Source organism: Streptomyces sp. NPDC045470, assembly GCF_040646595.1.
Lineage (GTDB): Bacteria > Actinomycetota > Actinomycetes > Streptomycetales > Streptomycetaceae > Streptomyces.
Map to the genome: position 1 here is coordinate 912,142 of NZ_JBEZAN010000002.1, position 21,591 is coordinate 933,732.

The 21,591-nt window shown below is 71.4% G+C and carries 19 protein-coding genes; 8 read left to right on the top strand and 11 right to left on the bottom strand.

Annotated features, from left to right (window positions below; all coding sequences use genetic code 11):
* Window positions 1–54 precede the first annotated feature (54 nt).
* Window positions 55–2,502 (top strand): ABC transporter permease, encoded by a 2,448-nt coding sequence (locus tag AB0A97_RS10360; RefSeq protein ID WP_361147205.1) that lies wholly within the window; start codon window positions 55–57, stop codon window positions 2,500–2,502.
* A gap of 6 nt (window positions 2,503–2,508) precedes the next feature.
* Entirely contained in the window at window positions 2,509–4,956 is a 2,448-nt protein-coding gene (locus tag AB0A97_RS10365) for an FtsX-like permease family protein (RefSeq protein WP_361147207.1), read from the top strand.
* A gap of 63 nt (window positions 4,957–5,019) precedes the next feature.
* Here the strand turns inward: AB0A97_RS10365 and AB0A97_RS10370 are convergent, their stop codons facing one another.
* Window positions 5,020–5,976: a LysR substrate-binding domain-containing protein gene (locus AB0A97_RS10370; protein ID WP_361147209.1), complete on the bottom strand. Its 957-nt coding sequence runs from the start codon at window positions 5,974–5,976 to the stop codon at window positions 5,020–5,022.
* A 583-nt stretch (window positions 5,977–6,559) separates the two neighbouring features.
* A complete protein-coding gene (locus AB0A97_RS10375; protein WP_361147212.1) occupies window positions 6,560–6,910 on the bottom strand; it encodes an Lsr2 family protein in 351 nt (116 codons plus the stop codon).
* 362 nt (window positions 6,911–7,272) lie between these two features.
* Here AB0A97_RS10375 and AB0A97_RS10380 point away from each other — a divergent pair, with 362 nt between their 5' ends.
* The 3 genes from AB0A97_RS10380 (at window position 7,273) to AB0A97_RS10390 (ending at window position 10,200) form a co-directional block, all read left to right on the top strand.
* Window positions 7,273–7,827 carry a peroxiredoxin gene (locus AB0A97_RS10380; protein WP_030020693.1) on the top strand — a complete coding sequence of 185 codons (555 nt, stop codon included), beginning with the start codon at window positions 7,273–7,275 and terminating at the stop codon, window positions 7,825–7,827.
* A 35-nt stretch (window positions 7,828–7,862) separates the two neighbouring features.
* The gene (locus tag AB0A97_RS10385) at window positions 7,863–8,396 is read left to right on the top strand and encodes an alkyl hydroperoxide reductase (RefSeq protein ID WP_125054480.1); all 534 of its coding nucleotides are present in this window, start codon (window positions 7,863–7,865) and stop codon (window positions 8,394–8,396) included.
* A gap of 88 nt (window positions 8,397–8,484) precedes the next feature.
* The gene (locus tag AB0A97_RS10390; RefSeq protein WP_361147215.1) at window positions 8,485–10,200 is read left to right on the top strand and encodes an alpha/beta-hydrolase family protein; all 1,716 of its coding nucleotides are present in this window, start codon (window positions 8,485–8,487) and stop codon (window positions 10,198–10,200) included.
* 38 nt (window positions 10,201–10,238) lie between these two features.
* Here AB0A97_RS10390 and AB0A97_RS10395 read toward each other — a convergent pair whose 3' ends face one another.
* The 4 genes from AB0A97_RS10395 to AB0A97_RS10410 all read right to left on the bottom strand — a co-directional run bounded on the left by AB0A97_RS10395 (window position 10,239) and on the right by AB0A97_RS10410 (window position 15,449).
* Window positions 10,239–11,702 carry an AI-2E family transporter gene (locus tag AB0A97_RS10395; protein WP_361147218.1) on the bottom strand — a complete coding sequence of 488 codons (1,464 nt, stop codon included), beginning with the start codon at window positions 11,700–11,702 and terminating at the stop codon, window positions 10,239–10,241.
* Between the two features lie 150 nt (window positions 11,703–11,852).
* A complete protein-coding gene (locus AB0A97_RS10400; RefSeq protein ID WP_361147221.1) occupies window positions 11,853–12,554 on the bottom strand; it encodes a transglycosylase SLT domain-containing protein in 702 nt (233 codons plus the stop codon).
* A 404-nt stretch (window positions 12,555–12,958) separates the two neighbouring features.
* Window positions 12,959–14,281: a PhoH family protein gene (locus AB0A97_RS10405; protein WP_361147224.1), complete on the bottom strand. Its 1,323-nt coding sequence runs from the start codon at window positions 14,279–14,281 to the stop codon at window positions 12,959–12,961.
* Window positions 14,282–14,651: 370 nt separating this feature from the next.
* On the bottom strand, window positions 14,652–15,449 hold the full coding sequence (locus tag AB0A97_RS10410; protein ID WP_361147227.1) for an isoprenyl transferase: 798 nt from the start codon (window positions 15,447–15,449) through the stop codon (window positions 14,652–14,654).
* A 123-nt stretch (window positions 15,450–15,572) separates the two neighbouring features.
* Between AB0A97_RS10410 and mgrA the strand changes: the two genes are divergently transcribed.
* The gene (gene mgrA / locus AB0A97_RS10415) at window positions 15,573–16,610 is read left to right on the top strand and encodes an L-glyceraldehyde 3-phosphate reductase (RefSeq protein ID WP_361147230.1); all 1,038 of its coding nucleotides are present in this window, start codon (window positions 15,573–15,575) and stop codon (window positions 16,608–16,610) included.
* 235 nt (window positions 16,611–16,845) lie between these two features.
* On the opposite strand, the gene AB0A97_RS10420 is transcribed toward mgrA, so the two are convergent.
* A complete protein-coding gene (locus tag AB0A97_RS10420; protein ID WP_361147233.1) occupies window positions 16,846–17,394 on the bottom strand; it encodes an A24 family peptidase in 549 nt (182 codons plus the stop codon).
* A 350-nt stretch (window positions 17,395–17,744) separates the two neighbouring features.
* On the opposite strand from AB0A97_RS10420, the gene AB0A97_RS10425 reads away from it, so the two are divergent.
* Window positions 17,745–18,059, top strand: a complete 315-nt coding sequence (locus tag AB0A97_RS10425; protein ID WP_361147424.1) for a DUF192 domain-containing protein — start codon at window positions 17,745–17,747, stop codon at window positions 18,057–18,059.
* Window positions 18,060–18,472: 413 nt separating this feature from the next.
* Here AB0A97_RS10425 and AB0A97_RS10430 read toward each other — a convergent pair whose 3' ends face one another.
* Genes AB0A97_RS10430 through AB0A97_RS10440 form a run of 3 tightly spaced genes read right to left on the bottom strand, consistent with a single transcriptional unit; the run spans window position 18,473 to window position 19,725 of the window.
* Window positions 18,473–18,661 carry a DUF397 domain-containing protein gene (locus tag AB0A97_RS10430; protein WP_361147236.1) on the bottom strand — a complete coding sequence of 63 codons (189 nt, stop codon included), beginning with the start codon at window positions 18,659–18,661 and terminating at the stop codon, window positions 18,473–18,475.
* 11 nt (window positions 18,662–18,672) lie between these two features.
* Window positions 18,673–18,861, bottom strand: coding sequence for a DUF397 domain-containing protein (locus tag AB0A97_RS10435; protein WP_361147239.1), 189 nt, complete (start codon window positions 18,859–18,861; stop codon window positions 18,673–18,675).
* A 12-nt stretch (window positions 18,862–18,873) separates the two neighbouring features.
* The gene (locus AB0A97_RS10440) at window positions 18,874–19,725 is read right to left on the bottom strand and encodes a helix-turn-helix transcriptional regulator (RefSeq protein WP_361147242.1); all 852 of its coding nucleotides are present in this window, start codon (window positions 19,723–19,725) and stop codon (window positions 18,874–18,876) included.
* A 140-nt stretch (window positions 19,726–19,865) separates the two neighbouring features.
* On the opposite strand from AB0A97_RS10440, the gene AB0A97_RS10445 reads away from it, so the two are divergent.
* Window positions 19,866–20,309 carry an ATP-binding protein gene (locus tag AB0A97_RS10445; RefSeq protein WP_361147244.1) on the top strand — a complete coding sequence of 148 codons (444 nt, stop codon included), beginning with the start codon at window positions 19,866–19,868 and terminating at the stop codon, window positions 20,307–20,309.
* Window positions 20,310–20,318: 9 nt separating this feature from the next.
* Here AB0A97_RS10445 and AB0A97_RS10450 read toward each other — a convergent pair whose 3' ends face one another.
* Window positions 20,319–21,542, bottom strand: a complete 1,224-nt coding sequence (locus tag AB0A97_RS10450) for a Cmx/CmrA family chloramphenicol efflux MFS transporter (protein ID WP_361147246.1) — start codon at window positions 21,540–21,542, stop codon at window positions 20,319–20,321.
* Window positions 21,543–21,591: the final 49 nt, after the last annotated feature.

A 21,591-nucleotide genomic window follows, 5' to 3' on the forward strand; every position in this document is an offset into this window, starting at 1 on the left:
CGCCCCCGCCCCGCCCGGTCCGGGCAGGACCGCGGCCCCGATCGGCACCGCCGGATGACGCTGCTCGGCCCGCGTACCAAGAACGGCGCCGCAGGGTCCGGCGGGCGCGGCGGTCCGTCCGCCGCCCCCGGGGAGCGGGCCGTACCCGGTTCACCTCCCGCCGGGCCCGCCGTCTGGGCCCGCGACCTGGTCACCGGGCTGCGCTTCGCCGCGAGCGGCGGCCGGGAGGGCTGGATCCGTACGGCGCTGACCGCGGTCGGCGTCGGCCTCGGCGTCGCCGTCCTGCTGCTCGGCTCGTCCGTGCCGTCCCTGATCGACTCCTGGCACGGCCGGGAGAAGGCCCGCGAGAACCTGGGCCAGGCCAACCCGCCGCGCCCCGCCGACGACACGCTGCTCTACGCCCACGCCGACACCCGGTACCACCACCGGAACATCCGCGGCCGGCTCGTCGAACCCGACGGGACGCACCCGCCGAAACCGCCGGGCGTCGCCGCGCTCCCCGCCCCGGGGACCATGCTCGTCTCCCCCGGCCTCAAGGAGCTGCTGGACTCGCCCGACGGCGCGGCGCTGCGCGAACGGCTCCCGTACCGCGTCGTGGGCACCATCGGCGACGCCGGACTCCAGGGGCCGGCCGAACTGACCTTCCTCGCGGGCAGCTCCGCGCTGGACGAACGGCTCGGCGCGGAGCGCATCGACCACTTCGGGCTGGAATTCGTCCAGCGCCCGATGCGGGCCCCCGCGGTGGTGCTGGTCATCATGACGTGTGTGGCGCTGCTGACGCCGGTCATGGTCTTCATCGGCACCTCCGTACGGTTCGGCAACGAACGCCGCGAACTGCGGCTCGCCGCGCTGCGCCTGGTCGGCGCCGACATCCGCACGACCCGGCGGATCGCCGCCGGGGAGGCGCTGCTCGGCTCGCTGGCGGGCCTGGTGCTGGGCGCCGGGTTCTTCCTCGGGGGGCGGCAGTTCGCCTCGCTGGTGACCCTGTGGGACATCAACGTCTTCCCGTCGGACATCACCCCGGACCCGGTGCTGGCCGCGCTGATCGCGGTGCTGGTGCCGTCCGCAGCCGTCCTGGTGACGCTGTTCGCGCAGCGCGGGGTGACGGTCGAACCGCTGGGTGTCGTGCGCAGCCGGCCGCCCGTCCGGCGCCGGCTGTGGTGGCGTCCGCTGGTGCCGCTGGCCGGGGCCGGGCTGCTGGTCTCCGTCTCCCGGGACGTCGAGGGGGTGGACAGCCCGCTGAACACCATCCGGCTCGCCACCGGCGCGACCCTGCTGCTGCTCGGCGTCACGGCGCTGCTGCCGTGGCTGGTCGACGCGGTGGTACGGCGGCTGCACGGCGGCCCGGTGCCCTGGCAACTCGCCACCCGGCGGCTCCAGCTCCACAGCGGGGCGGCCACCCGCGCGGTCGCCGGTATCACCGTCGCGGTCGCCGGGGCCATCGCCGTCCACATGACCTTCACCGGCATGCAGGCCGGATTCGCCGAGACCTACGCCCGCAACGGCCGCCCGGTGGTCGAGATGACCGGCGGCACGGAAGGCTGGGAGCAGACCCGGCAGGCGCTCACGGTGCTGCGCGGCACCGAAGGGGTCAGCCGGGTGGACGGCGCGCTCGAATCCTCGGTGTCGGCCGCGGGCGACCGGGGCCGGCTGATGGAGGGCAGCGACTTCCGCATGGTGGACGGCGTGTTCGCCACCGTCGCCGACTGCGCCGGACTGGCCCGGCTCGCCGAGCTCGGCTCCTGCCGGGACGGTGACGTCTTCCGCACCGACAACCTGCCGGACGACACCTTCGCCACGCCGGGCGCCCGGCTCAACCTCGACCCGCCCGAGGGCTTCCGCCCCACCCGCCCGCCGCAGTTGTGGACGCTGCCCGCCACGACCCGTACCGTGCGCGCGAAGCCCGCCGACGACGGCCTGCCCGCCCGCGGCATCCTGATCACCCCGGCCGCGGTGGACGTGCACCGGATGTACCGTCCCCTGCTGCACCTGACGGTCCGCTACGACCCCGCCGCACCGGACGCGGTGGAGCACATCCGTACCGCGGCGGCGCGCATCAACCCGTCGATGGCCGTGGTCTCGCTGGCCGAGAACCGGCACGACGGGCAGTACGACAGCCTGCGCACCGGCCTGTTCCTCGGCGCGGTGGTCACCCTGCTGCTGATCGGCGCGGGCCTGGTGATCTCCACCGTGGAGCAGTTGCACGAGCACCGGCGGCTGCTGTCGGTGCTGGACGCGTTCGGCACCCGGCGCCGCACGCTGGGCTGGTCCGTCCTGTGGCAGACCGCGATCCCCGTCGCGCTGGGCCTGGTGCTCGCCGTCGGGGGCGGGCTGGCGCTGGGCACGCTGCTGCTCTGGATGATCGACAGCGCGGTGTTCGTGGACTGGCCGGTGGTGGCGGCGATGGCGGGCGCCGGGGCCGGGGTGATTCTGCTGGTGACGGCGGCCAGCCTGCCGCCGCTGTGGCGCATGATGCGGCCGGACGGCCTACGGACGGAGTGAACACAGGTGGACAAGTCCCGACGGCACCTGGTCGGGCGCTGGTGCCGTGATCTGGGCATGGGCGTACGGTTCGCGATCGCCGGCGGCCGGGAGGGCTGGATCCGTACGGCGCTGACCGCGGTCGGCGTGGGGCTGGGGGTGGCGGTCCTGCTGATCGCCGCCGCCGTCCCGCACGCCGTGTCCACCGCCGTCGCCCGCGACAAGGCCCGCTCCGACACGTTCGGCTCCTCCTCCACCGCCGTCACCGACCGCACGCTGCTGGTCGCCCGGACCGACACCGCCTACCAGGGCCGGTCCGTCCGCGGGCGCCTGGTGCGTCCGGACGGGGACCGGCCCGCCACCCCGCCCGGTGTGCCGCGCCTTCCGGGGCCCGGCGAGATGGTCGTCTCGCCCGCGCTCGCGGACCTGCTGGCCTCCTCGGACGGCGTGGACCTGCGCGACCGTTTCCGAGGCGTCCGTACGGTGGGGCGGATCGGCGCCGAGGGCCTGACCGGTCCGGACGAGCTGGCGTACTACCAGGGGTCGGACCGGCTCACCGGCGTCCGCGCGGGCACCACGCGGATCGCCTCCTTCGGCGGCGGCCCCGACACCGCCTTCCCCGACACCAATCCCCAGCTCCTCCTGGCGATCCTCGTCGGCAGCGTGGCCCTGCTGGTACCCGTGGCCGTGTTCGTCGCCGCCGCCGTGCGCTTCGGCGGGGAGCGCCGGGACCGGCGGCTGGCGGCCCTGCGGCTGGTGGGCACCGACCGCGCCACCACCCGGCGGATCGCGGCCGGCGAGGCGCTGGCCGGGGCGCTGCTGGGCCTGCTCACCGGCGCCGTCGTCTTCCTGGCCGCCCGGTACCCGCTGTCGGGCATACGGGTGCTGGACTTCGGGGTCTTCCCTTCCGACGTCGTACCGGACTGGCGGCTGGCCGCCCTCGTCGCGCTGGCCGTACCCGCCTGCTCGGCGGGTGTCGCCCTGCTGACGATGCGCCGGATCGCGGTCGAACCGCTCGGGGTGACCCGCTCGGCACCGCCGGTGCGGCGGCGCCTGTGGTGGCGGCTGCTGCTGCCCGTCGCGGGGGTCGCGCTGCTGTGGCCCATGACGGTCGGCCACACGGCGATGGTGGGCGTATGGGTCGCGGCCCAGGTGGTCGCGGGCACCTCGCTGCTCCTGCTGGGCGTCGCGGCGCTGCTGCCGTGGCTGCTGGACGCGGTGGTCTCCCGGATCGGCGCGGGCGGCGGGCCGTCGTGGCAGCTGGCCGTGCGGCGGCTCCAGTTGAGCACGACCGCGGCGGCCCGCTCGGTCAGCGGCATCACCGTGGCGGTCGCCGGAGCCGTCGCGGTGCAGCTCCTGCTGGCCGACGTCCAGGCCGACAACGGCCTGCCGGACCCGTTCCCGCCACCCCGCGAGCACCAGATGGTGGTCGCGGCCCGGGACGGGGAGCTGCCGGTGGCCGATGCGCCCGGGATGTACGACCGGTTGCGGGAGACCACGGGCGTGCGGAGCGTGTACGGCGCGCTGCTCAGCGAAGCGGGCCCCTTGCCGTCCGAGGGGCACCGTGCGCCCGCGGAGGACGGCCCGGACGTGGTGCCCGATCCGGCGCCCTACCGGCTGGTCGTGGCCGACTGCGACGCGCTGCGCCGGATGGTCCGTACCGACCGGTGCGCCGACGGCGACGCGTTCTACGCCCCTCCCGAAGCCGTCCGGGAGGACGGCACGGGAACCGGTCTGCCCGTCTCCGACACACCGCCGGTTCCGCGCCCCGGCACCCGGCTGGCCATCTCCCCGGACGCCGGAAGCCGCCCGGCCGCCTGGACGGTTCCGGACACCGTACGCACCGTCGACGCGCTCCCCAGCTTCTTCTCCCTGCACGCGGCCAACCTCCTCGCGACGCCCGGCGCCCTGGACCCCGCGCTGCTGCGGTCCCCCTCCGTCGAGGCCGAGGTCCACCTCGACCCTGACCGGCCGGAGGCCGTCGAGTACGTACGCAACACGGCGGCGCGGATCGACCCTCGCCTGAACGCCATGCCGCTGTGGGACTCCTCCACCAGGAGCAGCGAGCGGGAACCCGAGCTGTACGACATCGTCCGCGCGGCGCTCCAGGCCGGTGCGATGGCGGTGCTGTGCCTCATCGGGGCGGGCCTGCTCATCTCCGTACTGGAGCAACTGCGCGAGCGCAGACTGCTGTTGTCGGCCCTGGACGCCTTCGGCACGCCGCGCCGCACGCTCGGCCGGTCGGTGCTGTGGCAGGCCGCCATACCCGTCGTCCTCGGCCTGGCCCTCGCGGTCGGCTGCGGACTGGCCGCCGGCCTCCTGCTGGTGCACCTGGTGGGCAAGCCGATGCTGCCGGACTGGCCGGGCATCGCCGTCCTCACCGGTACGGCCGGGGCGGTGATCCTCGCGGTGACCGCGCTCAGCCTGCCGCTGCTGTGGCGGCTGATGCGGCCGGACGGGCTGCGTACGGAGTAGGCAGAACGCCGGGCCGGGGCGGATCGGCGGGCCGGCCGCCGTACGGCCGGCCCGCCGGCCGGCTCACTCCACGATCCGTACCGGGAGCCCCTTCATCGCCTCGCGCAGCGCCGCCGCGAACTCCTCGAACTCGCCCTGGCGCGCCGCGCCCGACCGCATGGCCAGCGCGATCCGCCGGGACGGCGCCGGGTCGGCGAAGTACCCGGTCGTCAACTGGTCGTTGCGGGCCGTCTCGACGCGCAGCGCGGTGCGCGGCAGCAGTGTGACGCCCAGCCCGCCCGCTACCAGTTGGACCAGCGTCGACAGCCCGGCCGCGCTGGTGGTCACCGGCGCGCCCTCGTCGCGGCCCGCCTCCCGGCAGATGTCCAGCGCCTGGTCGCGCAGGCAGTGCCCCTCGTCCAGCAGCAGCAGGTCCATGTCCTTGAGCGCCTCGCGCGGGATGTCGCCGCGCCCGCCCAGCCAGTGGTCCGTCGGCGCGACCAGCACGAAGTCCTCGTCGAACAGCGGGAGTTCGGTGACGGTCGGGGCGCCCAGCGGCACGGCGAGCAGCAGCAGGTCCAGCCGTCCCTGCTGGAGGCCGTCCAGCAGGGACCCGGTCTGCTCCTCGTGGACCTGGAGCTCCAGGTCGGGGTACGTGTCGTGCACCAGGCGCAGGACGGTCGGCAGCAGGTACGGGGCGACGGTCGGGATCACCCCGAGCCGCAGCACACCGGTGAACGGCGCGCGGGCCGCCTCCGCCTCCTCCATCAGGTCACCGACCGCTTCCAGGACGGTACGGGCGCGGGCGGCGACCCGCTCCCCGGCGGGCGAGAGCAGTACCCTGCGGGTCGTACGCTCCAGCAACTGCACCCCGAGGGCCTCCTCCAGGGCCGACACGGCACCGGACAGGGCGGGCTGGCTCATGCCGATCTCCGCCGCGGCCTCCCGGAAGTGCAGGTGCTCGGCCACGGCGGCGAAGGCCCGCAGTTGCGCCAGGCTGGGCTGCCGCGGCCGGGTCCCGGGATTCGTGGGGGATGCCACCGATAGCCACCTCCGATCAGAGTGATCCAGTCTAATCGCGGGACAGGCGCCTCCCCGGGGAAGGACTTTTCGGCGGAAGCGGCGGACGGGTCCGGGGGTGCGTGGCCGGAGTAATGCCCCGCCGGGTTACCTGCGGGTTTCGGCGCGGGTGTCCGCGGGCACCTTCCGGCAGGCGCGCGGAGCGCATATCGGGGCCGGGAATCCCGTCATCGTATTTCGGCGATCGTCCGCGGGATTGCGGACCGGCCGCCCGGTCGGATTCTCCGGCCCAGGCAGCGTTTTCCTCGCGGGGCGGCGCACGCCTCACACGGGCACCCGACGTCGGCCGGACCGCGGATACGACTCCGGAGGGATACCGCTCCGGACGGATACGGCGCCGGAAGGATTCACCCCGTTCCCGACGGCCGGGCCGCCGGATTTCCGACAGCCGCGATCAGTCACGATCAGCCGCCGTCCGGACGGCGACAGCCGACGCCGAAAATCCGGCACACCGGCTGCCACCAGCACCGTTCACCAGGCCAGGGGCCTGGACCGGCCGAAATCCGTCCGCCGTCACGACGTCTTCGGCCGGTGTGGGCGACGCCTACTTGGCGGCGTTCTGGTACGCCTCACGGATATCGGCGGACACCCGGCCGCGCTCGTTCACCTCGTAGCCGTTCTCCTTGGCCCAGGCGCGGATCTTCGCGGTCTCCCCCGAACCCGAAGCCGACGCGGAGCCGCTCGCCTTGCGCGCCCCGGCACCCGCCTTCACCCGCCCGGTACGGCGGCCGGCCTTCAGGAAGGGACCGATCGCCTCCAGCAGCTTGTCGTAGCTGTCCGGGGCGAGGTCGACCTCGTAAGCAATACCGTCGACCGCGAGCGAGTGCGTGGCGACCTCCGTGGATTCTTCCCCGGTGAGGTCATCCGTGTAAATAGTGACGATCTTCTGTGCCATGCGGGTGATTGTACGTCTCGCGGCTCGCACGGGGACCATTCTTTGGTGAGGTGCGTGAACCGGGGAACATCGTTTCGGAGATAGCCGGTGGATTCCCCGGAATCCCGCCCCTTTTCGACCGATCCGGCATTGTTGTGCACGGCCACGCATACCTCACGGGCGACCCGGTCCGCCAGAGGGACAGGTCACTCCCGCCCGGACCTCCGCCGCCCGGACATGGAGCGCCCACTGATAGCCAGCCCCGATCAACACTTCATGATCTGGCTATTTCCCCGATCAATGACCCCTGTGGCAGTGTAGGGAACCGTCCAACCCCTCGCGTAAGCCCTGTTTCAGGACTTACGGCACACGAAGGAGAGCCTGTGCTCACTGTCGGTGACAAGTTCCCCGAGTTCGATCTGACCGCCTGCGTGTCGCTGGAGAGCGGCAAGGAGTTCGACCAGATCAACCACAAGACCTACGAAGGCAAGTGGAAGATCGTCTTCGCCTGGCCCAAGGACTTCACCTTCGTGTGCCCCACGGAGATCGCTGCCTTCGGCAAGCTGAACGACGAGTTCGCCGACCGCGACGCCCAGATCCTCGGCTTCTCCGGTGACTCCGAGTTCGTGCACCACGCCTGGCGCAAGGACCACCCGGACCTGACCGACCTGCCCTTCCCGATGCTGGCCGACTCCAAGCACGAGCTGATGCGCGCGCTCGGCATCGAGGGCGAGGACGGCTTCGCGCAGCGTGCCGTCTTCATCGTGGACCAGAACAACGAGATCCAGTTCACCATGGTGACCGCCGGTTCCGTCGGCCGTAACCCCAAGGAGGTCCTGCGGGTCCTCGACGCGCTGCAGACCGACGAGCTGTGCCCCTGCAACTGGAGCAAGGGCGACGAGACCCTCGACCCGGTCGCGCTGCTCTCGGGCGAGTGAAGCGCGGCTAGCAGCGAACCGGAAGGAGATCCGTCATGGCTCTCGATGAACTGAAGTCCGCCGTTCCGGACTTCGCCAAGGACCTGAAGCTGAACCTCGGTTCGGTGATCGGCAACAGCGAGCTGCCCAAGCAGCAGCTCTGGGGCACCGTCCTGGCCTGCGCGATCGCCTCGCGCTCGCCGAAGGTGCTGCGCGAGCTGGAGCCGGAGGCCAAGGCCAACCTCTCCGCCGAGGCGTACGCCGCGGCCAAGTCCGCCGCCGCCATCATGGCGATGAACAACGTGTTCTACCGGACCCGGCACCTGCTGTCGGACCCGGAGTACGGCACGATGCGCGCCGGCCTGCGGATGAACGTCATCGGCAACCCGGGCGTGGAGAAGGTCGACTTCGAGCTGTGGTCGCTGGCCGTCTCGGCCATCAACGGCTGCGGCATGTGCCTGGACTCGCACGAGCAGGTGCTGCGCAAGGCGGGCGTGGACCGCGAGACGATCCTTGAGGCCATCAAGATCGCTTCCGTCCTCCAGGCCGTCGGTGCCACCCTCGACTCCGAGGCCACCCTCGCCGAATAAGTGAACCGGAGGCGCCCCGGGCGCCCGGCCGGCACGACAGAGCCCCGCGGACCACGTGTCCGCGGGGCTCTGCGCATAATGAGAGCACATGTCCGTTCTGCACCTTGTCGTCCGTTGGCTCAGACGCCCGTACCGGGACGCCCCGGACCCCGCATGGATCGTCCGCCGCTGGCCCGACCTCACCGCCTGCTGCGCCGCGGCGCTCTTCTTCTGGCTCTCCCTCACCCCGTCGCTGCTCCCCCGCCCCTGGTACCTCCAGGGCCTGATCGGCGGCATCACCGCCGCCGTCGGCTACACCGCGGGAGCCGCGGCGAGCGCCCTCTTCCGCGCCCTGTGCCGGTACCGCCCGGCCGAACGCACCCGCGCCCGCTGCTGGCTGGCCTTCCACGTCCTGGTCATTGCGCTGTCCACGGCGGCCGTTTCCTGGAGCGCCCACGCCCAGCGCCGCCTCCGCCGTCTCCAGGAGGTCGAGCCCTCCCTGGTCTGGCACACGCCGATGATCATCCTGATCGCGGCGGCGGTCTGCGCGCTGTTCGTCCTCCTCGCCCGCTGCGTACGGCTGGTGGCCCGCCGGCTCGCCCGGTTCTTCGGCCGCTGGGTGCCGCGCCCGGTCGCGTACGTGATCGGTGCGGCGCTGACCGCCCTGCTGGTCACCGTCGGCTCCAAGGACGTCCTGTACGAGCGCGGCTTCATCGACATCGTCGACCGGATCTCCAAGGCCGCGAACCTGAGCACCGCCGACGGCATCACCCAGCCCGCCTCCGCGTACGTCTCCGGCGGTCCCACCTCCGTCGTCGACTGGGAGGAACTGGGCGCCGAGGGCCGCAACTTCATCGGCTCGGTCCCCCGCAAGCAGGACATCGCGGCGTTCACCGGCCGGCCCGCCAAGGACCCGGTACGCGTGTACGTCGGCGAGCAGGAGGGCGGCGACGCGCACTTCCGGCGCACCGCCGACCTCGCCGTACAGGAACTGGAGCGCACCGGCGGCTTCGACCGCAAGGTGCTGGCCCTGCTGGGCACCACGGGCAGCGGCTGGGTGGACCCGCGGATGCCGGAGCCGCTGGAGTACATGTACGGCGGTGACTCCGCGATCGTCGCCACCCAGTACTCGTACCTGCCGTCCTGGATCTCCTTCCTCGTCGACAAGGAGAAGGCGGCGCGGGACGCCCGCGCGGTGTTCGACGCGGTGTACGCGAAGTGGTCCGCGCTGCCCGCCGACGACCGCCCCAAGCTGGTGGTCGGCGGCGAGAGCCTCGGTACGTACGCGACCGAGGCGGGGTTCGACGGCCTGGACGACCTGCTCGGCAAGGTGGACGGCGCGCTGCTGGCCGGGCCGCCCAACGTCAGCCCTGTCTGGCGCGAGGTGACCGCCGGGCGCGACCCCGGCAGTCCGGTATGGCGTCCGGTCTACGACCACGGGCGGCACGTCCGCTTCGCGCAGTACCCGGAACGCGATCTCCGGCGCCCCGGCGGCCCGTGGGAGCACCCCCGGGTGGTCTATCTCCAGAACGCCTCGGACCCGGTGGTGTGGTGGTCCCCCGACCTGCTCTTCCACCGTCCCGCCTGGCTGGACCGCCCGCTCGGTCCGGACGTCACCGGCGAGATGCGCTTCTGGCCGGTCGTCACCTTCTGGCAGACCACCGTCGACCTGGCGGTCTCCTTCGGCGCGCCGCCGCCGCACGGCCACCGCTACGGCACCGGCGCGGTGGACGGCTGGGCGGCGGTCGTCCCGCCACCGGGCTGGACCGACCGGGACACGGCCCGGCTACGGGCGTACGAGGGTGCGAAGGACGCCCCGTACTGAGCGGGCGGCCGCCCCGGGCACCCGGGGCCCGGCGTCCGTCAGTCCTGCGGTGCGCTCCCCTTCGGCGGGGTCGGCGCGACGCCCAGCGCCGTGGCACCGTGCGGCGGTGGCGCCATCCTCAGTGCCTGCTCCCGTGAGTACGAGCGCAGATAGCCGACGACCGTGTTGGTGACCGCGACCAGCGGGACCGCGACCACCGCGCCGCCGATGCCGGCGACCAGACCGCCCGCGGCCACCGACAGGATGACGGCGAGCGGGTGGACCCGTACCGCGCGGCCCAGGATGAACGGCTGGAGGATGTGGCCCTCGATCTGCTGCACCGCCAGGACGACCGCGAGCACCATCAGCGCGGCGAAGACGCCCTGCGTCACCAGCGCGACCACGCACGCCAGCGCGCCCGAGACGACCGCGCCCACCAGCGGGATGAAGGCGAACAGGAAGATGAAGACGGCGAGCGGCACGGCCAGCGGCACGTCGAGGAAGTAGATGCCGATGCCGATGAAGATGGCGTCGATCAGCGCCACTATCACCGTCCCGCGGACATAGGCGGTCAAGGTGCGCCAGGCGCGCGGCCCGGCGCCCGCCACGCCTTCGCGCGCCGCGCTCGGTACGAGCTTGAGCACCCAGTTCCAGATGCGCCGGCCGTCGTACAGCAGGAAGAGCGTGGTGAACATCGCCAGCAGGATGCCGGTGAGCACCTCTAGGACGACCGTGACGCCCTCCAGGCCGGCCGAGGTGATCGCCTCCGTGTTGGCGCCGACGGCGTCCTGGAGGTTCTTGGCGATGTTGTTGATCTGGTCCTCGGTGACATGGAACGGGCTGTTGAGGAGCCAGCCCTTGAGCTCGGTGATGCCCTCCTGGATACGGCTGGACACCGAGTCGATGTTGTCCTGAACCTGCCATACGACGAACCACCCGACCAGGCCCATGATGACGAACCCGGCGATGAACGTGAGCGCCGTGGCGAGCCCCCGCGGCACGCCCCGGCGCTTGAGCCAGGCGACGGTCGGCTGGAGCAGCGCGGTGATCAGCAGCGCGGCGACGAACGCCAGCACGACGAGCTGGATGGAGGTGATGACCTTGGCCAGTACCCAGATGGCCGCGGCCAGGATCAGCAGCCGCCAGCTCGCCTCGGCCGCGACCCGCACGCCCCACGGCACCGCGGCCACCGGGTCGGGCCGGGGTGCGACGGCGGGTGCGTAGGTCGGCGGGGCCGGCACCGAGTCGGGCGGGCGGTGCGCCTCCTCCGGCGTGTCCGACGGCGTGTCCGCCGCGCCGTGCGCGCCGGGCGGCCCGCCGTCCCGCTGCGCGCCGGTGTACGCACCGGCGTACGTGTCGCCGTGCGCCGCCCGGGGACCGGTCGCGTGCCCGGCGCTCCTCAGCTCTTCCGGGTCGTTCTCCTCTGCCGCGGCCTCCGCGCGGCGGCGCTGGTCCTCCAGCCGCTGCGCGATCCGCGTCAGACCGGCGCCGAGGCCGCCGACCCACTGAGGCAATCTGGACATGTCGCTTCCTCTTCCCCTCCCGCCCCCCGGTGCTGTCAGGACGACGTTACCGGTGCGGGACGCACGAAACCCCCGACGCCGTCGCGGCCGGGGGTTTCGCGTACGAAGCGGAGAGGCGGACCACCTTACGCGGTGATCCGCCGCCACGTTCTAGTACCAGTGGTTGTTCTGCCAGAAGCCCCAGGCACCACAGGGGCTGTTGTAGCGGCTGTTCATGTAGTTCAGCCCCCACTTGATCTGGGTGGCCGGGTTGGTCCGCCAGTCGGAGCCCGCGGAGGCCATCTTCGTGCCGGGCAGCGCCTGGACCAGGCCGTAGGCGCCGGAGGAGGCGTTGGTGGCGCGGTAGTTCCAGCCGGACTCGTGGTCCACGATGTTGCTGAAGCACTGGAACTGGTCGGCCGGCAGCATCTGCCGGGCGATGGCCTGCGTCTCGGCGATCGAGTACGACGCCTTGGCGGTGAAGGTGGACGCGTCGCGCGCGGCGGAGCGGGAGGCTTCCTTCTCCTTCTCGCGTTCCTTGGCGTCCTTCTCGGCCTTCGCCTTCTTGTCGGCCGCGTCCTTCTTGTCCTGCGCGTCCTGGGCGGCGGCCTTGCGGGCCGACTCCTGCGCGGACTTCAGCGCGGCGGCGTCCGCCTGGGTGGACGCCTCGTCCGCCTGCTGCGTAAGGGAGGCCGTCTGCACCTGGGCCTGGAGGCCCGCGGGTACGTCGGCGATCGTCGCGTCGGCCGCGGCGGCCTCGGTGTGGGCGACCGGGCCCTGCTCCTGGCCTGACGCGACACCGACAACGGCGCCGACGGTGGTGACCGCGGTGGCGGAGGCCACGGCGAATCCCCGGACCGAAATCCGGCTCACACGCTTTCCTTCCAGCATCGTCCGCATAGGTGACCTCGCGGACGCAATCGTGCCCCTGACGCTGGCCTCCCCTTGTTCCGCCCCCGATTGAGCGGCGGGAACGGCTGGTCACGGGAGGCACGGGCCCGGTACGTCCCCCTCGGGGGCCGCGTGGTGCTCGGGCGGCATACGGCGACGCTATGCAGTTCTGGGGTTCCGCACCGCTGGGGGTGCTGGTGTGCCATATGCGGGGCCTGACAGGACCCAGACTCTGCCCGAACCGGACGCGCGGAATCAATTCATCGTTGCGTGTGAAAGCTCACACCCCGTTTGCCCCGCACGATCTGCGGAAAACCCCGCGCGACACGGCGCCGCCCGGCTAAGCTCCTGCGCTCCTGCCGGGCGGCGCCGTACTCCACAAAGGGTCAGATCCTGCCGTCCTCCAGCATTTCGGTCACCAGGGCCGCGATCGGCGACCGCTCCGAGCGGGTGAGGGTGACGTGCGCGAACAGCGGATGGCCCTTCAGCTTCTCGACGACCGCCACCACCCCGTCGTACCGGCCGACCCGCAGGTTGTCGCGCTGCGCGACGTCATGGGTGAGCACCACGCGCGAGTTGGCGCCGATCCGGGACAGCACCGTCAGCAGGACGTTGCGTTCCAGCGACTGGGCCTCGTCGACGATGACGAACGCGTCGTGCAGCGACCGGCCGCGGATGTGGGTCAGCGGCAGCACCTCCAACATGCCGCGGCCCACCACCTCTTCGATGACGTCCGAGGTGGTCACCGCCGACAGCGTGTCGAAGACGGCCTGGGCCCACGGGCTCATCTTCTCCGCCTCGGTGCCCGGCAGATAGCCCAGTTCCTGCCCGCCGACCGCGTACAGCGGACGGAAGACCATCACCTTGCGGTGCTGCTGCCGCTCCAGCACCGCCTCCAGGCCCGCGCACAGCGCCAGCGCCGACTTGCCCGTACCGGCCCGCCCGCCCATCGAGACGATGCCGACCTCCGGGTCCAGCAGCAGGTCGAGCGCGACCCGCTGTTCGGCGCTGCGGCCGTGGATGCCGAACGCCTCCCGGTCGCCGCGCACCAGCCGTACGCTGCCGTCCGCCGTGACCCGGCCGAGCGCCTTGCCCCGTTCGGACTGGAGCACGAGCCCGGTGTGCACGGGCAGCTCGGCGGCCTCGGGCAGATGAGTGGTCTCCTCGGCGAAGAGGCCGTCGATCTGCTCCGCCGTCGCGGTCAGCTCCGCCATGCCCGTCCAGCCGGAGTCCGTGATGGCCAGTTCGGCGCGGTACTCCTCCGCCAGCAGACCCACCGCGGACGCCTTGATGCGCAGCGGCAGGTCCTTGGAGACGACCGTGACGTCGTAGCCCTCGGCCTGGAGGTTGCGGGCCACCGCGAGGATGCGCGAGTCGTTGTCGCCCAGGCGGAAGCCGGCCGGCAGCACCCCGGGGTCGGCGTGGTTCAGCTCGACCCGGAGGGAGCCGCCCAGGTCCCCGATGGGGATGGGGGCGTCCAGCCGTCCGTGCCGTACCCGGTACTCGTCCAGCAGGCGCAGCGCCTGCCGGGCGAAGTAGCCGAGTTCCGGATGATGCCTCTTCGCCTCCAGTTCGGTGACCACGACGACCGGCAGCACGACTTCGTGCTCGTCGAAGCGGGACATGGAGCCTGGATCCGCCAGCAGCACGCTGGTGTCGAGGACATAGGTGCGCCGGCCGTTCTCACGGCGCTGCTTGCTGTTCACCACGGGTGGACGTACCCCCTCGGATGAGGTCGGGGTGCGACGGCGTCGCGGAAGTGGAGCCGCCACGCCGTCAGGCGGCGGGCGACGGGACCGGGCTCGGGCCACGCTGCACGGGCCGAACGCCGGCCCTCCGCGTCGTCCGTGCGGTCCGCACGGTCGTCCGTGATGTGCAAAGGGCCTCCCGGGCGGACGGCCCCGTGCCGTCCGCTGAGATACGGCATCCGATGACTGGTACTGCCGGATACCGACCTGGAAGGGATATTCCCGCGAACGTGCGCACCCATGCAATGGCATATGACGCACGGTCGGTGAACGCTTGGTTACGGGTTTGGCGCGGGAGCACTCCCGCGCCGGAAGGGGCAGCTCAGTTGGCCTAAAACCCGTAACGCCGGTGACGGGCGGCGTAGTCGCGCAGGGCGCGCAGGAAGTCCACCTTGCGGAAGGCCGGCCAGAAGACCTCGCAGAAGTAGTACTCCGAGTGGGCGCTCTGCCAGAGCATGAAGCCGGACAGCCGCTGCTCGCCGCTGGTGCGGATCACCAGGTCCGGGTCCGGCTGGCCGCGGGTGTAGAGGTGCTCGGAGATCAGGTCGATGTCGACGATGTCGGCCAGTTTCTCGAAGGAGGTGCCGCGCTCGGCGTGCTCCAGGAGCAGCGAGCGCACCGCGTCCGCGATCTCCTGCCGGCCGCCGTAGCCGACGGCGACGTTGACCAGGATGCCGGTGTGGTCGGCGGTGGCCTGCTCGGCCTCCTTGAGCACCTTCTGCGTGCCGTCCGGCAGCAGGTCGCGGTTGCCGACGTGGTGGACCCGCCAGCGGCCGTCGGCGGCCAGGCCGCGCACGGTGTTCTCGATGATCCCCAGCAGCGGGGTCAGTTCCTTCTCGGGCCGGTCGAGGTTGTCCGTGGACAGCAGCCACAGGGTGACGACCTCCACGTCGGTCTCGGCGCACCAGCCCAGCAGCTCGCTGATCTTTTCGGCGCCGGCCTGGTGGCCCTGCACGGTGGTACGGCCGTCGGCCCGCGCCCAGCGGCGGTTGCCGTCGAGGATGACGCCGATGTGCTTGGGGACCTGGTCATGGTCGAGGCGGCCTTCGACCCGGCGGGCGTAGAGCCTGTAGACGAGGTTGCGCAACGCGGGCGGGTACGGGATGCGCACCCCGGAAGATCGCAGCATGTGTGGTCAAGCCCCTCCGTGCAAATGGCGGTCGCCCCCGTCGCCTCAAGTCGGCAACTTTACGTCGGGGACGTCCCGGCGGCCCAATCAGGTGTGTCACAACTCCGTGATAAGGAGATGACCATGACTGATGCCTCTGTCCACATTGCCGCGAATACGCGCTACGACTCCATGGAGTACCGCCGCACCGGCCGCAGTGGTCTCAAACTCCCCGCCGTCTCCCTGGGCCTGTGGCACAACTTCGGCGACGACCGGGCCCTGGCGTCCCAGCGGGCGATCCTGCGCCGCGCCTTCGACCTGGGCGTGACCCACTTCGACCTGGCGAACAACTACGGGCCGCCGCCCGGCTCGGCCGAGCTGAACTTCGGAAAGATCTTCGCTCAGGACTTCCGGCCCTACCGCGACGAGATCGTCCTCTCCACCAAGGCCGGATATCTCATGCACCCCGGGCCGTACGGCGAATGGGGTTCGCGCAAATATCTCCTCTCGTCGCTGGATGCCTCACTGAAGCGGATGGGTGTCGATTACGTCGACATCTTCTATTCGCACCGTTTCGACCCGGACACCCCGCTGGAGGAGACGATGGGCGCCCTGGCGTCCGCCGTCCAGCAGGGCAAGGCGCTGTACGTGGGCGTCTCGTCCTACTCCGCCGAGCAGACCCGCGAAGCCGCCCGCCTCCTGCGGGAGATGGGCGTCCGCCCGCTGATCCACCAGCCCTCGTACTCGATGATCAACCGGTGGACCGAGGACGACGCCCTCCTGGACACCCTGGAGGCGGAAGGCATGGGCTGCATCTCCTTCGCCCCCCTCGCCCAGGGCCTGCTGACCGACAAGTACCTGGAGGGCATCCCGGAGGGCTCGCGCGCGTCGCAGGGCAAGTCGCTCGATCCCGGCCTGCTCTCGGACGACGTACGGCGGCGGCTGCGCGGCCTGAACGAGATCGCGGCGCGCCGCGGCCAGTCCCTGGCCCAGCTGGCGCTCTCCTGGGTGCTGCGGGACGAGCGGATGACCTCGGCGCTGATCGGGGCGAGCAGCGTGGCGCAGTTGGAGGCCAATGTGGCGGCGGTCGGCGCGCCGAAGATCACGGACGCGGAATTGTCCGAGATCGAGGAGTTCGCGAAGTCGACCGACGGTGTGAACATCTGGGCCAAGCGCGGCTGATTCTGTTCGGTCCCTGACGCTTCGCGGGGCGTTCCCCGCGCTCCGCAGAGACGTTCGCACGATCCGTGTACGAAACCGGGCCGGTCATGATCATGGCGGGATCCGGACCCGGACACAAAAAGCGGGCCGGTCCGTGGGGGGGATACGGACCGGCCCGAGGGGGGGTTTCCACCATAACCCCGAAGAGGGGGTGCTCAGTGCAACTTCATGCGGAACGGCGCGCCCGGTTTCTGGATCAAGGCGCCGCCGCGGCCCCCAGAAGCACCCCGAGAAGGGCCCCGACGATCATGAAAGGGCCGTACGGCATGGCCGGTTCGGGCCCATCGTTCCGGGCTTCCGCGCCCCTGGCGCGCCGCAGCAACAACCCGCACCCGTAGAGCGCGCCGAGCAGCAACCCCAGGAATGCGCCAGTGATCAGAATTGCCCAGCCGTACCACCCAAGAGTGACCCCCAACCCGATCGCCAGCTTGACGTCACCCAGCCCCATTCCCGCAGGATTGACCAAATATAGGACGAAATAAAACCCCCCGAGCCCAAACCCGCCGAGCAGCGCCCCACCCCACACCCCCGCTCCTCCCCCGCCCAGCGCGACAAGCCCCAGCATCGCCACGAGGCCGGCCGCCAACGGCAGCGTCAGCACATCGGGCAGCCGCCGCACCCGCCAGTCCACGGCCGCGAGCAGCACCGCCACGGGAACCACCGCGAGCCAGACCACCAGCTCGGGCCGCGCACCGACGGCCGCGGCGAGCAGCGCACACACCACCGCCGTGACCAGGACGGTCACCCCCGCCCCAGCCCCGTACGCCCCGCACGCACGGCAGCGCCCCGGCCCCACCCACCCGCGCAGCGGCCCATCGATCGACCGCCCGCACGGACACCGGTCACGCCAGTCCTCCCCCGGCTCGACAGCCAGCCGATAAGCGGGCCGCGGCACGAGCAGCCCGACCGCGCCCCCGTACCCGGCGGCGAGAACCATCAGCATCACAGCCACACGGCCGACCCTAAGCTGATAAAACGCTCCCCATGCCCCGCTGGCAGAACGGATCAGGAACGCTCCGCTTCGTACAGTCCGACGCCGGAGAAACGACGCGCGCGCAAGAAGCACCCCCCGAAGCGGCCGAGCCGTCCACCCCCATGACCACCCTGACCGTCCCCCTGGAAATCGCCGCCTCCTACCGCGCCCGCACCCGCGGCCTGCTGGGCCGCGACGCCTTCGAAGGCGCCCTGCTGCTCACCCCGGCGAGCGGCGTGCACACCTTCCGCATGCGCTTCCCCCTCGACATCGCGTACCTCACCCGCGACTTCACCGTCCTCGCCGTACGCACCATGCGGCCCGGACGCCTCGGCCTCCCCCGCCTCCGCGCCCGCCACGTACTGGAGGCGGAAGCCGGCGCGATGGCCCGCTGGGGCCTGCACCCCGGCACCCGCCTCACGATCGACACCCCCTGACCCTCCAGCCCGCCCTTCCAGCCGACCTTCCGGCCCGCCCTTCGCCCGCCCGACAGTTCGGCACCGCCCGGACGCCGCATCAGCTGGTGGCTCGTCTCCCTGCCGCGGACCGGCCTCTCCCAGGGCAGGAGCAGGCAGGCAGGCCCGCGCGATGCGCTTCCAGCTGATCGCGTGTGAGCGGTGCGAAAACGACCATAGGGCACATACCCGCATATGTACTATCTTCCAGCCCTAACTTGCCCCCCTCCACCCCGCAATTACCCCTTCCAGTCGGCATCCCCGCCCCCCGACCCCGGAAACAGCGCCCTCAGCCCGTCAACACGAACATGACCGCGCCACTCCGACCCGCACGACACACCCTCCGGTACGCCCGTACGACAATTCGCGCATCGCCCGTGCCGGTCACCGCGGCCTCACCGGCCGATCACGTCACTCCGAACGGACCGCACCAGCCCACCAAGTACAACGGGACTGACGGTGACGACCACGAAAGGCTCGTCGCTCTCCCGAAGAAGCACCGCATCTTCCGGGCCCACGGCCAGCTCAAGACAGTTGTTGCCTTCACTGCTGAAGGTCGACTTCTGCCAGACGAGGGAGGACATGGGTACGCACCTCACTTCCCCACCGCACCGGCCCGCACGAAACGGATAAAGCGCATCAGCGCCGCCGGATTGGTTGTCACCTGCACCAGAGGCTCCTCACTCTCGCGGATGAGCACCGCCTCACCGGACGGCGCCGCGACTTCGACGCAGTTGCTCGCGTTGCCGCTGTACGAAGACTTCTGCCAGTTGGGTATGGACACGTTCGCGTCCTCTCAGAGGTCGTTGACGATGGTGTGAATGACGTCCCGTGAAGCAGACTCGTCGAGCGCCATGGCTTCGAAGCGCCGCATGAACGTGCGGTACCTGTCCAGCTGGACATCCGCGTACTCGAACACCGCCCCGTGCTCGGTGTCGAGCTGCACCGTGTCCAACTGCGGGACCTGCCCCTCCGCGTAGGTCACCGTCTGCCCCGCCCCCGGGAAGATTCCCGCCGAGAACGGAATCACCAGCACCGTGATCCCCTCCCGCTCGCTCATGGCGACGATGTGTTCGAGCTGCTTTCGCGTAAGGGAGTGCCCGCCGAACTCCATCCGCAACGCGGCCTCGTGAATGATTGCCGTGTACGGCACCGGAGAGTCCCGGTACAGGACCTCCTGCCGCTTGATCCGATGGGACACGAGATGCTCCACATGCGGCGGAGAGGACTCGGGGACGTTCTGCAAGAAGGTCAGGCGAGCATAGTCAGCCGTCTGCAACAGGCCCGGCAGGTGCGAAACTTGCGCGGTTCGTATGGCAGCCGCGTTCTGCTCCATCTCCGCGAGGTCGAGCAGACCCGGAAGCAACGTCTCCCGGTAGTCCTCCCACCAGCCACGCTTCCCGCCGGCCGCCATGACGGCAAGCGCCTCCACGAGTGCGGCGTCGGCACAACCGTAAGCTCGCGCCAGGGCGCGCACGCGCTCGGCACTCACACCGATGCGCGCCACTTCGATGTTGCTGACTCGCGACTGCCCCAGCCCGGTCAAGGCGCCGGCCTCCGTGGCACTCAACCCGGCTCGCTCACGCAGCTTTCGCAGCTCGCCTCCTAGCCGCCGCTGTCGAACGGTCGGCGCTTCCCTGGCAGGCATACGGACCCAACCTTCCCGGTTCATGAGAGCGCCAAATCTACAACGGGGTACTGAAGTACACGAGTTACGTGTACTACAGAACCCGGCGTGCGCTACCTTCCGTATCGGATCAACTACTTCTCGCAGTAGTGGAGATGCGCATGCCCCTGCACGCAGACACCCCCCTCCGGCACCCCGCCTACCGTCACGACAACTGGGAGTACAGCCTTCGGCTCCCCCACAGCCCGCTCAGTCCCGGCGTCGCTCGCGGAACCGTGCGACTCGTGCTGGACCGGTACTCGCTCGACGAACTCGGTGACCGGGCACAGCTCCTGGCCTCGGAACTGGCCACGAACTGTTATCTGCACGCACCCGGACCGGCGCGGCTTCGGCTCTCCTGGGAGGACGGCGTGGTGCGGATGAGCATGCGGGACACCGGCCGCACCCTGCCCGGCATCGCCGAACGCCCGGCACCGGCCAGGGCCGGCGCCGGGCACGGCCTGCGGCTCGTGGGGGCATGCTCCGACGACTGGGGCTGGTATGCGCTCGACCCGAACCGTCTCGGCGTGGACGGCAAGATCGTGTGGTGCGAGCTGTACCGCTGACCGTACCGTTCAGTCGGCCGCCGCCAGCGCCTCCCGCCGGGCATCCACCGCGCCCGGCGTCCGCCCCGTCACCGCACGAGCCTCCGTACGGCGCTGAAGAACCGCCGCCCAGAGCGCAGCCCCCAGGGCCGCCGCGCCCACCGCCGCCCCCACCCAGGCCACCGACACGAAACCGAAACCCGCGTCGATCGTCAGGCCGCCCAGCATCGGGGTGAGGGTGATGCCGACGTTGAAGGCGGAGGTGTTGACCGCGGGGGCCAGGGTCGGGGCGTTCGGGGCGAGGGTGAAGACGCGGGACTGGACCACCGGGTTGGTGACATAGCCGGTCAGGCCGAGGGCGAAGACGAGGGCGATGGTCACGGCCAGGTTCGCGGCCGTCAGGGCGAGCAGCGCGGAGGCTGCGGCCAGTCCGCCGATGCCGAGGAAGAGGGTACGGAGCGGGTGGCGGTCGGCGGTGCGTCCGCCGAGGGTCATACCGAGGAGCCCGCCGACCCCGTACAGCGCGAGGACGGCCGGGACCAGGCTCGCCGGCAGACCGCTCGCCTCGGTCAGCAGGGGCGCGAGATAGCTGAAGGTGACGATGGCGGCGCCGAAGCTCAGGGTGGTGACGAGGTAGGAGACCCACAGGGCGGGCCGGGTCATGGCCTTGAGTTCGCGGCGTACGGACGGAAGTTGGCCCTGGTCAGGGCGGCCGGCGGGCAGTGCGGCCAGCAGGGAGACCAGGCTGGCGGCGGTCAGGGCGACCACGCCCCAGAAGGCCGCGCGCCAACCGGCGTGCTGACTCAGCACCGTGCCGGCCGGTACGCCGACGATCGTGGCGAGGGTGAGCCCGGTGCCGACGACCGACAGCGCCTTGCCCTTGGCGTCGGCGGGCACCAGACTCACCGCCGCCGCGGCGGCCACCGCCCAGAAGCCCGCGTACGCGAAGGCGCTGACGACCCGCGTCGCGAACAGCACCCCGTACCCCGGGGCCAGCGCGCCGACCACGTGCCCGGCCACGAAGACGAGCTGGAAGGCGATCAGCGCGGTGCGGCGCGGCAGGCGCAGGGTGCCGATGGCGAGGACGGGTGCGCCCACCACCATGCCGATGGCGAACGCGGACACCAGCAGCCCGGCGTCGGGGATGGAGACGCCGAGGTCGGCGGCCACGTTGGGCAGCAGTCCGGCGAGCATGAACTCGGAGGTTCCCTGGGCGAAGATTCCCAGCCCGAGGAGATAGACGGATATGGGCATGACGTGTCTTACTCCCGTTGAAGGTTATGTATTGGTCAGTCCAAAACGA

Excerpts from the sequence above, each read along its gene's own strand:
- AB0A97_RS10445 (WP_361147244.1), top strand. The coding sequence starts at position 19,866 with ATGCCCCTGCACGCAGACACCCCCCTCCGGCACCCCGCCTACCGTCAC.
- AB0A97_RS10425 (WP_361147424.1), top strand. The coding sequence starts at position 17,745 with ATGACCACCCTGACCGTCCCCCTGGAAATCGCCGCCTCCTACCGCGCC.
- AB0A97_RS10430 (WP_361147236.1), bottom strand. The coding sequence starts at position 18,661 with ATGTCCTCCCTCGTCTGGCAGAAGTCGACCTTCAGCAGTGAAGGCAAC.
- AB0A97_RS10360 (WP_361147205.1), top strand. The coding sequence starts at position 55 with ATGACGCTGCTCGGCCCGCGTACCAAGAACGGCGCCGCAGGGTCCGGC.
- AB0A97_RS10450 (WP_361147246.1), bottom strand. The coding sequence starts at position 21,542 with ATGCCCATATCCGTCTATCTCCTCGGGCTGGGAATCTTCGCCCAGGGA.
- AB0A97_RS10440 (WP_361147242.1), bottom strand. The coding sequence starts at position 19,725 with ATGCCTGCCAGGGAAGCGCCGACCGTTCGACAGCGGCGGCTAGGAGGC.
- AB0A97_RS10390 (WP_361147215.1), top strand. The coding sequence starts at position 8,485 with ATGTCCGTTCTGCACCTTGTCGTCCGTTGGCTCAGACGCCCGTACCGG.
- mgrA (WP_361147230.1), top strand. The coding sequence starts at position 15,573 with ATGACTGATGCCTCTGTCCACATTGCCGCGAATACGCGCTACGACTCC.
- AB0A97_RS10375 (WP_361147212.1), bottom strand. The coding sequence starts at position 6,910 with ATGGCACAGAAGATCGTCACTATTTACACGGATGACCTCACCGGGGAA.
- AB0A97_RS10385 (WP_125054480.1), top strand. The coding sequence starts at position 7,863 with ATGGCTCTCGATGAACTGAAGTCCGCCGTTCCGGACTTCGCCAAGGAC.
- AB0A97_RS10395 (WP_361147218.1), bottom strand. The coding sequence starts at position 11,702 with ATGTCCAGATTGCCTCAGTGGGTCGGCGGCCTCGGCGCCGGTCTGACG.
- AB0A97_RS10410 (WP_361147227.1), bottom strand. The coding sequence starts at position 15,449 with ATGCTGCGATCTTCCGGGGTGCGCATCCCGTACCCGCCCGCGTTGCGC.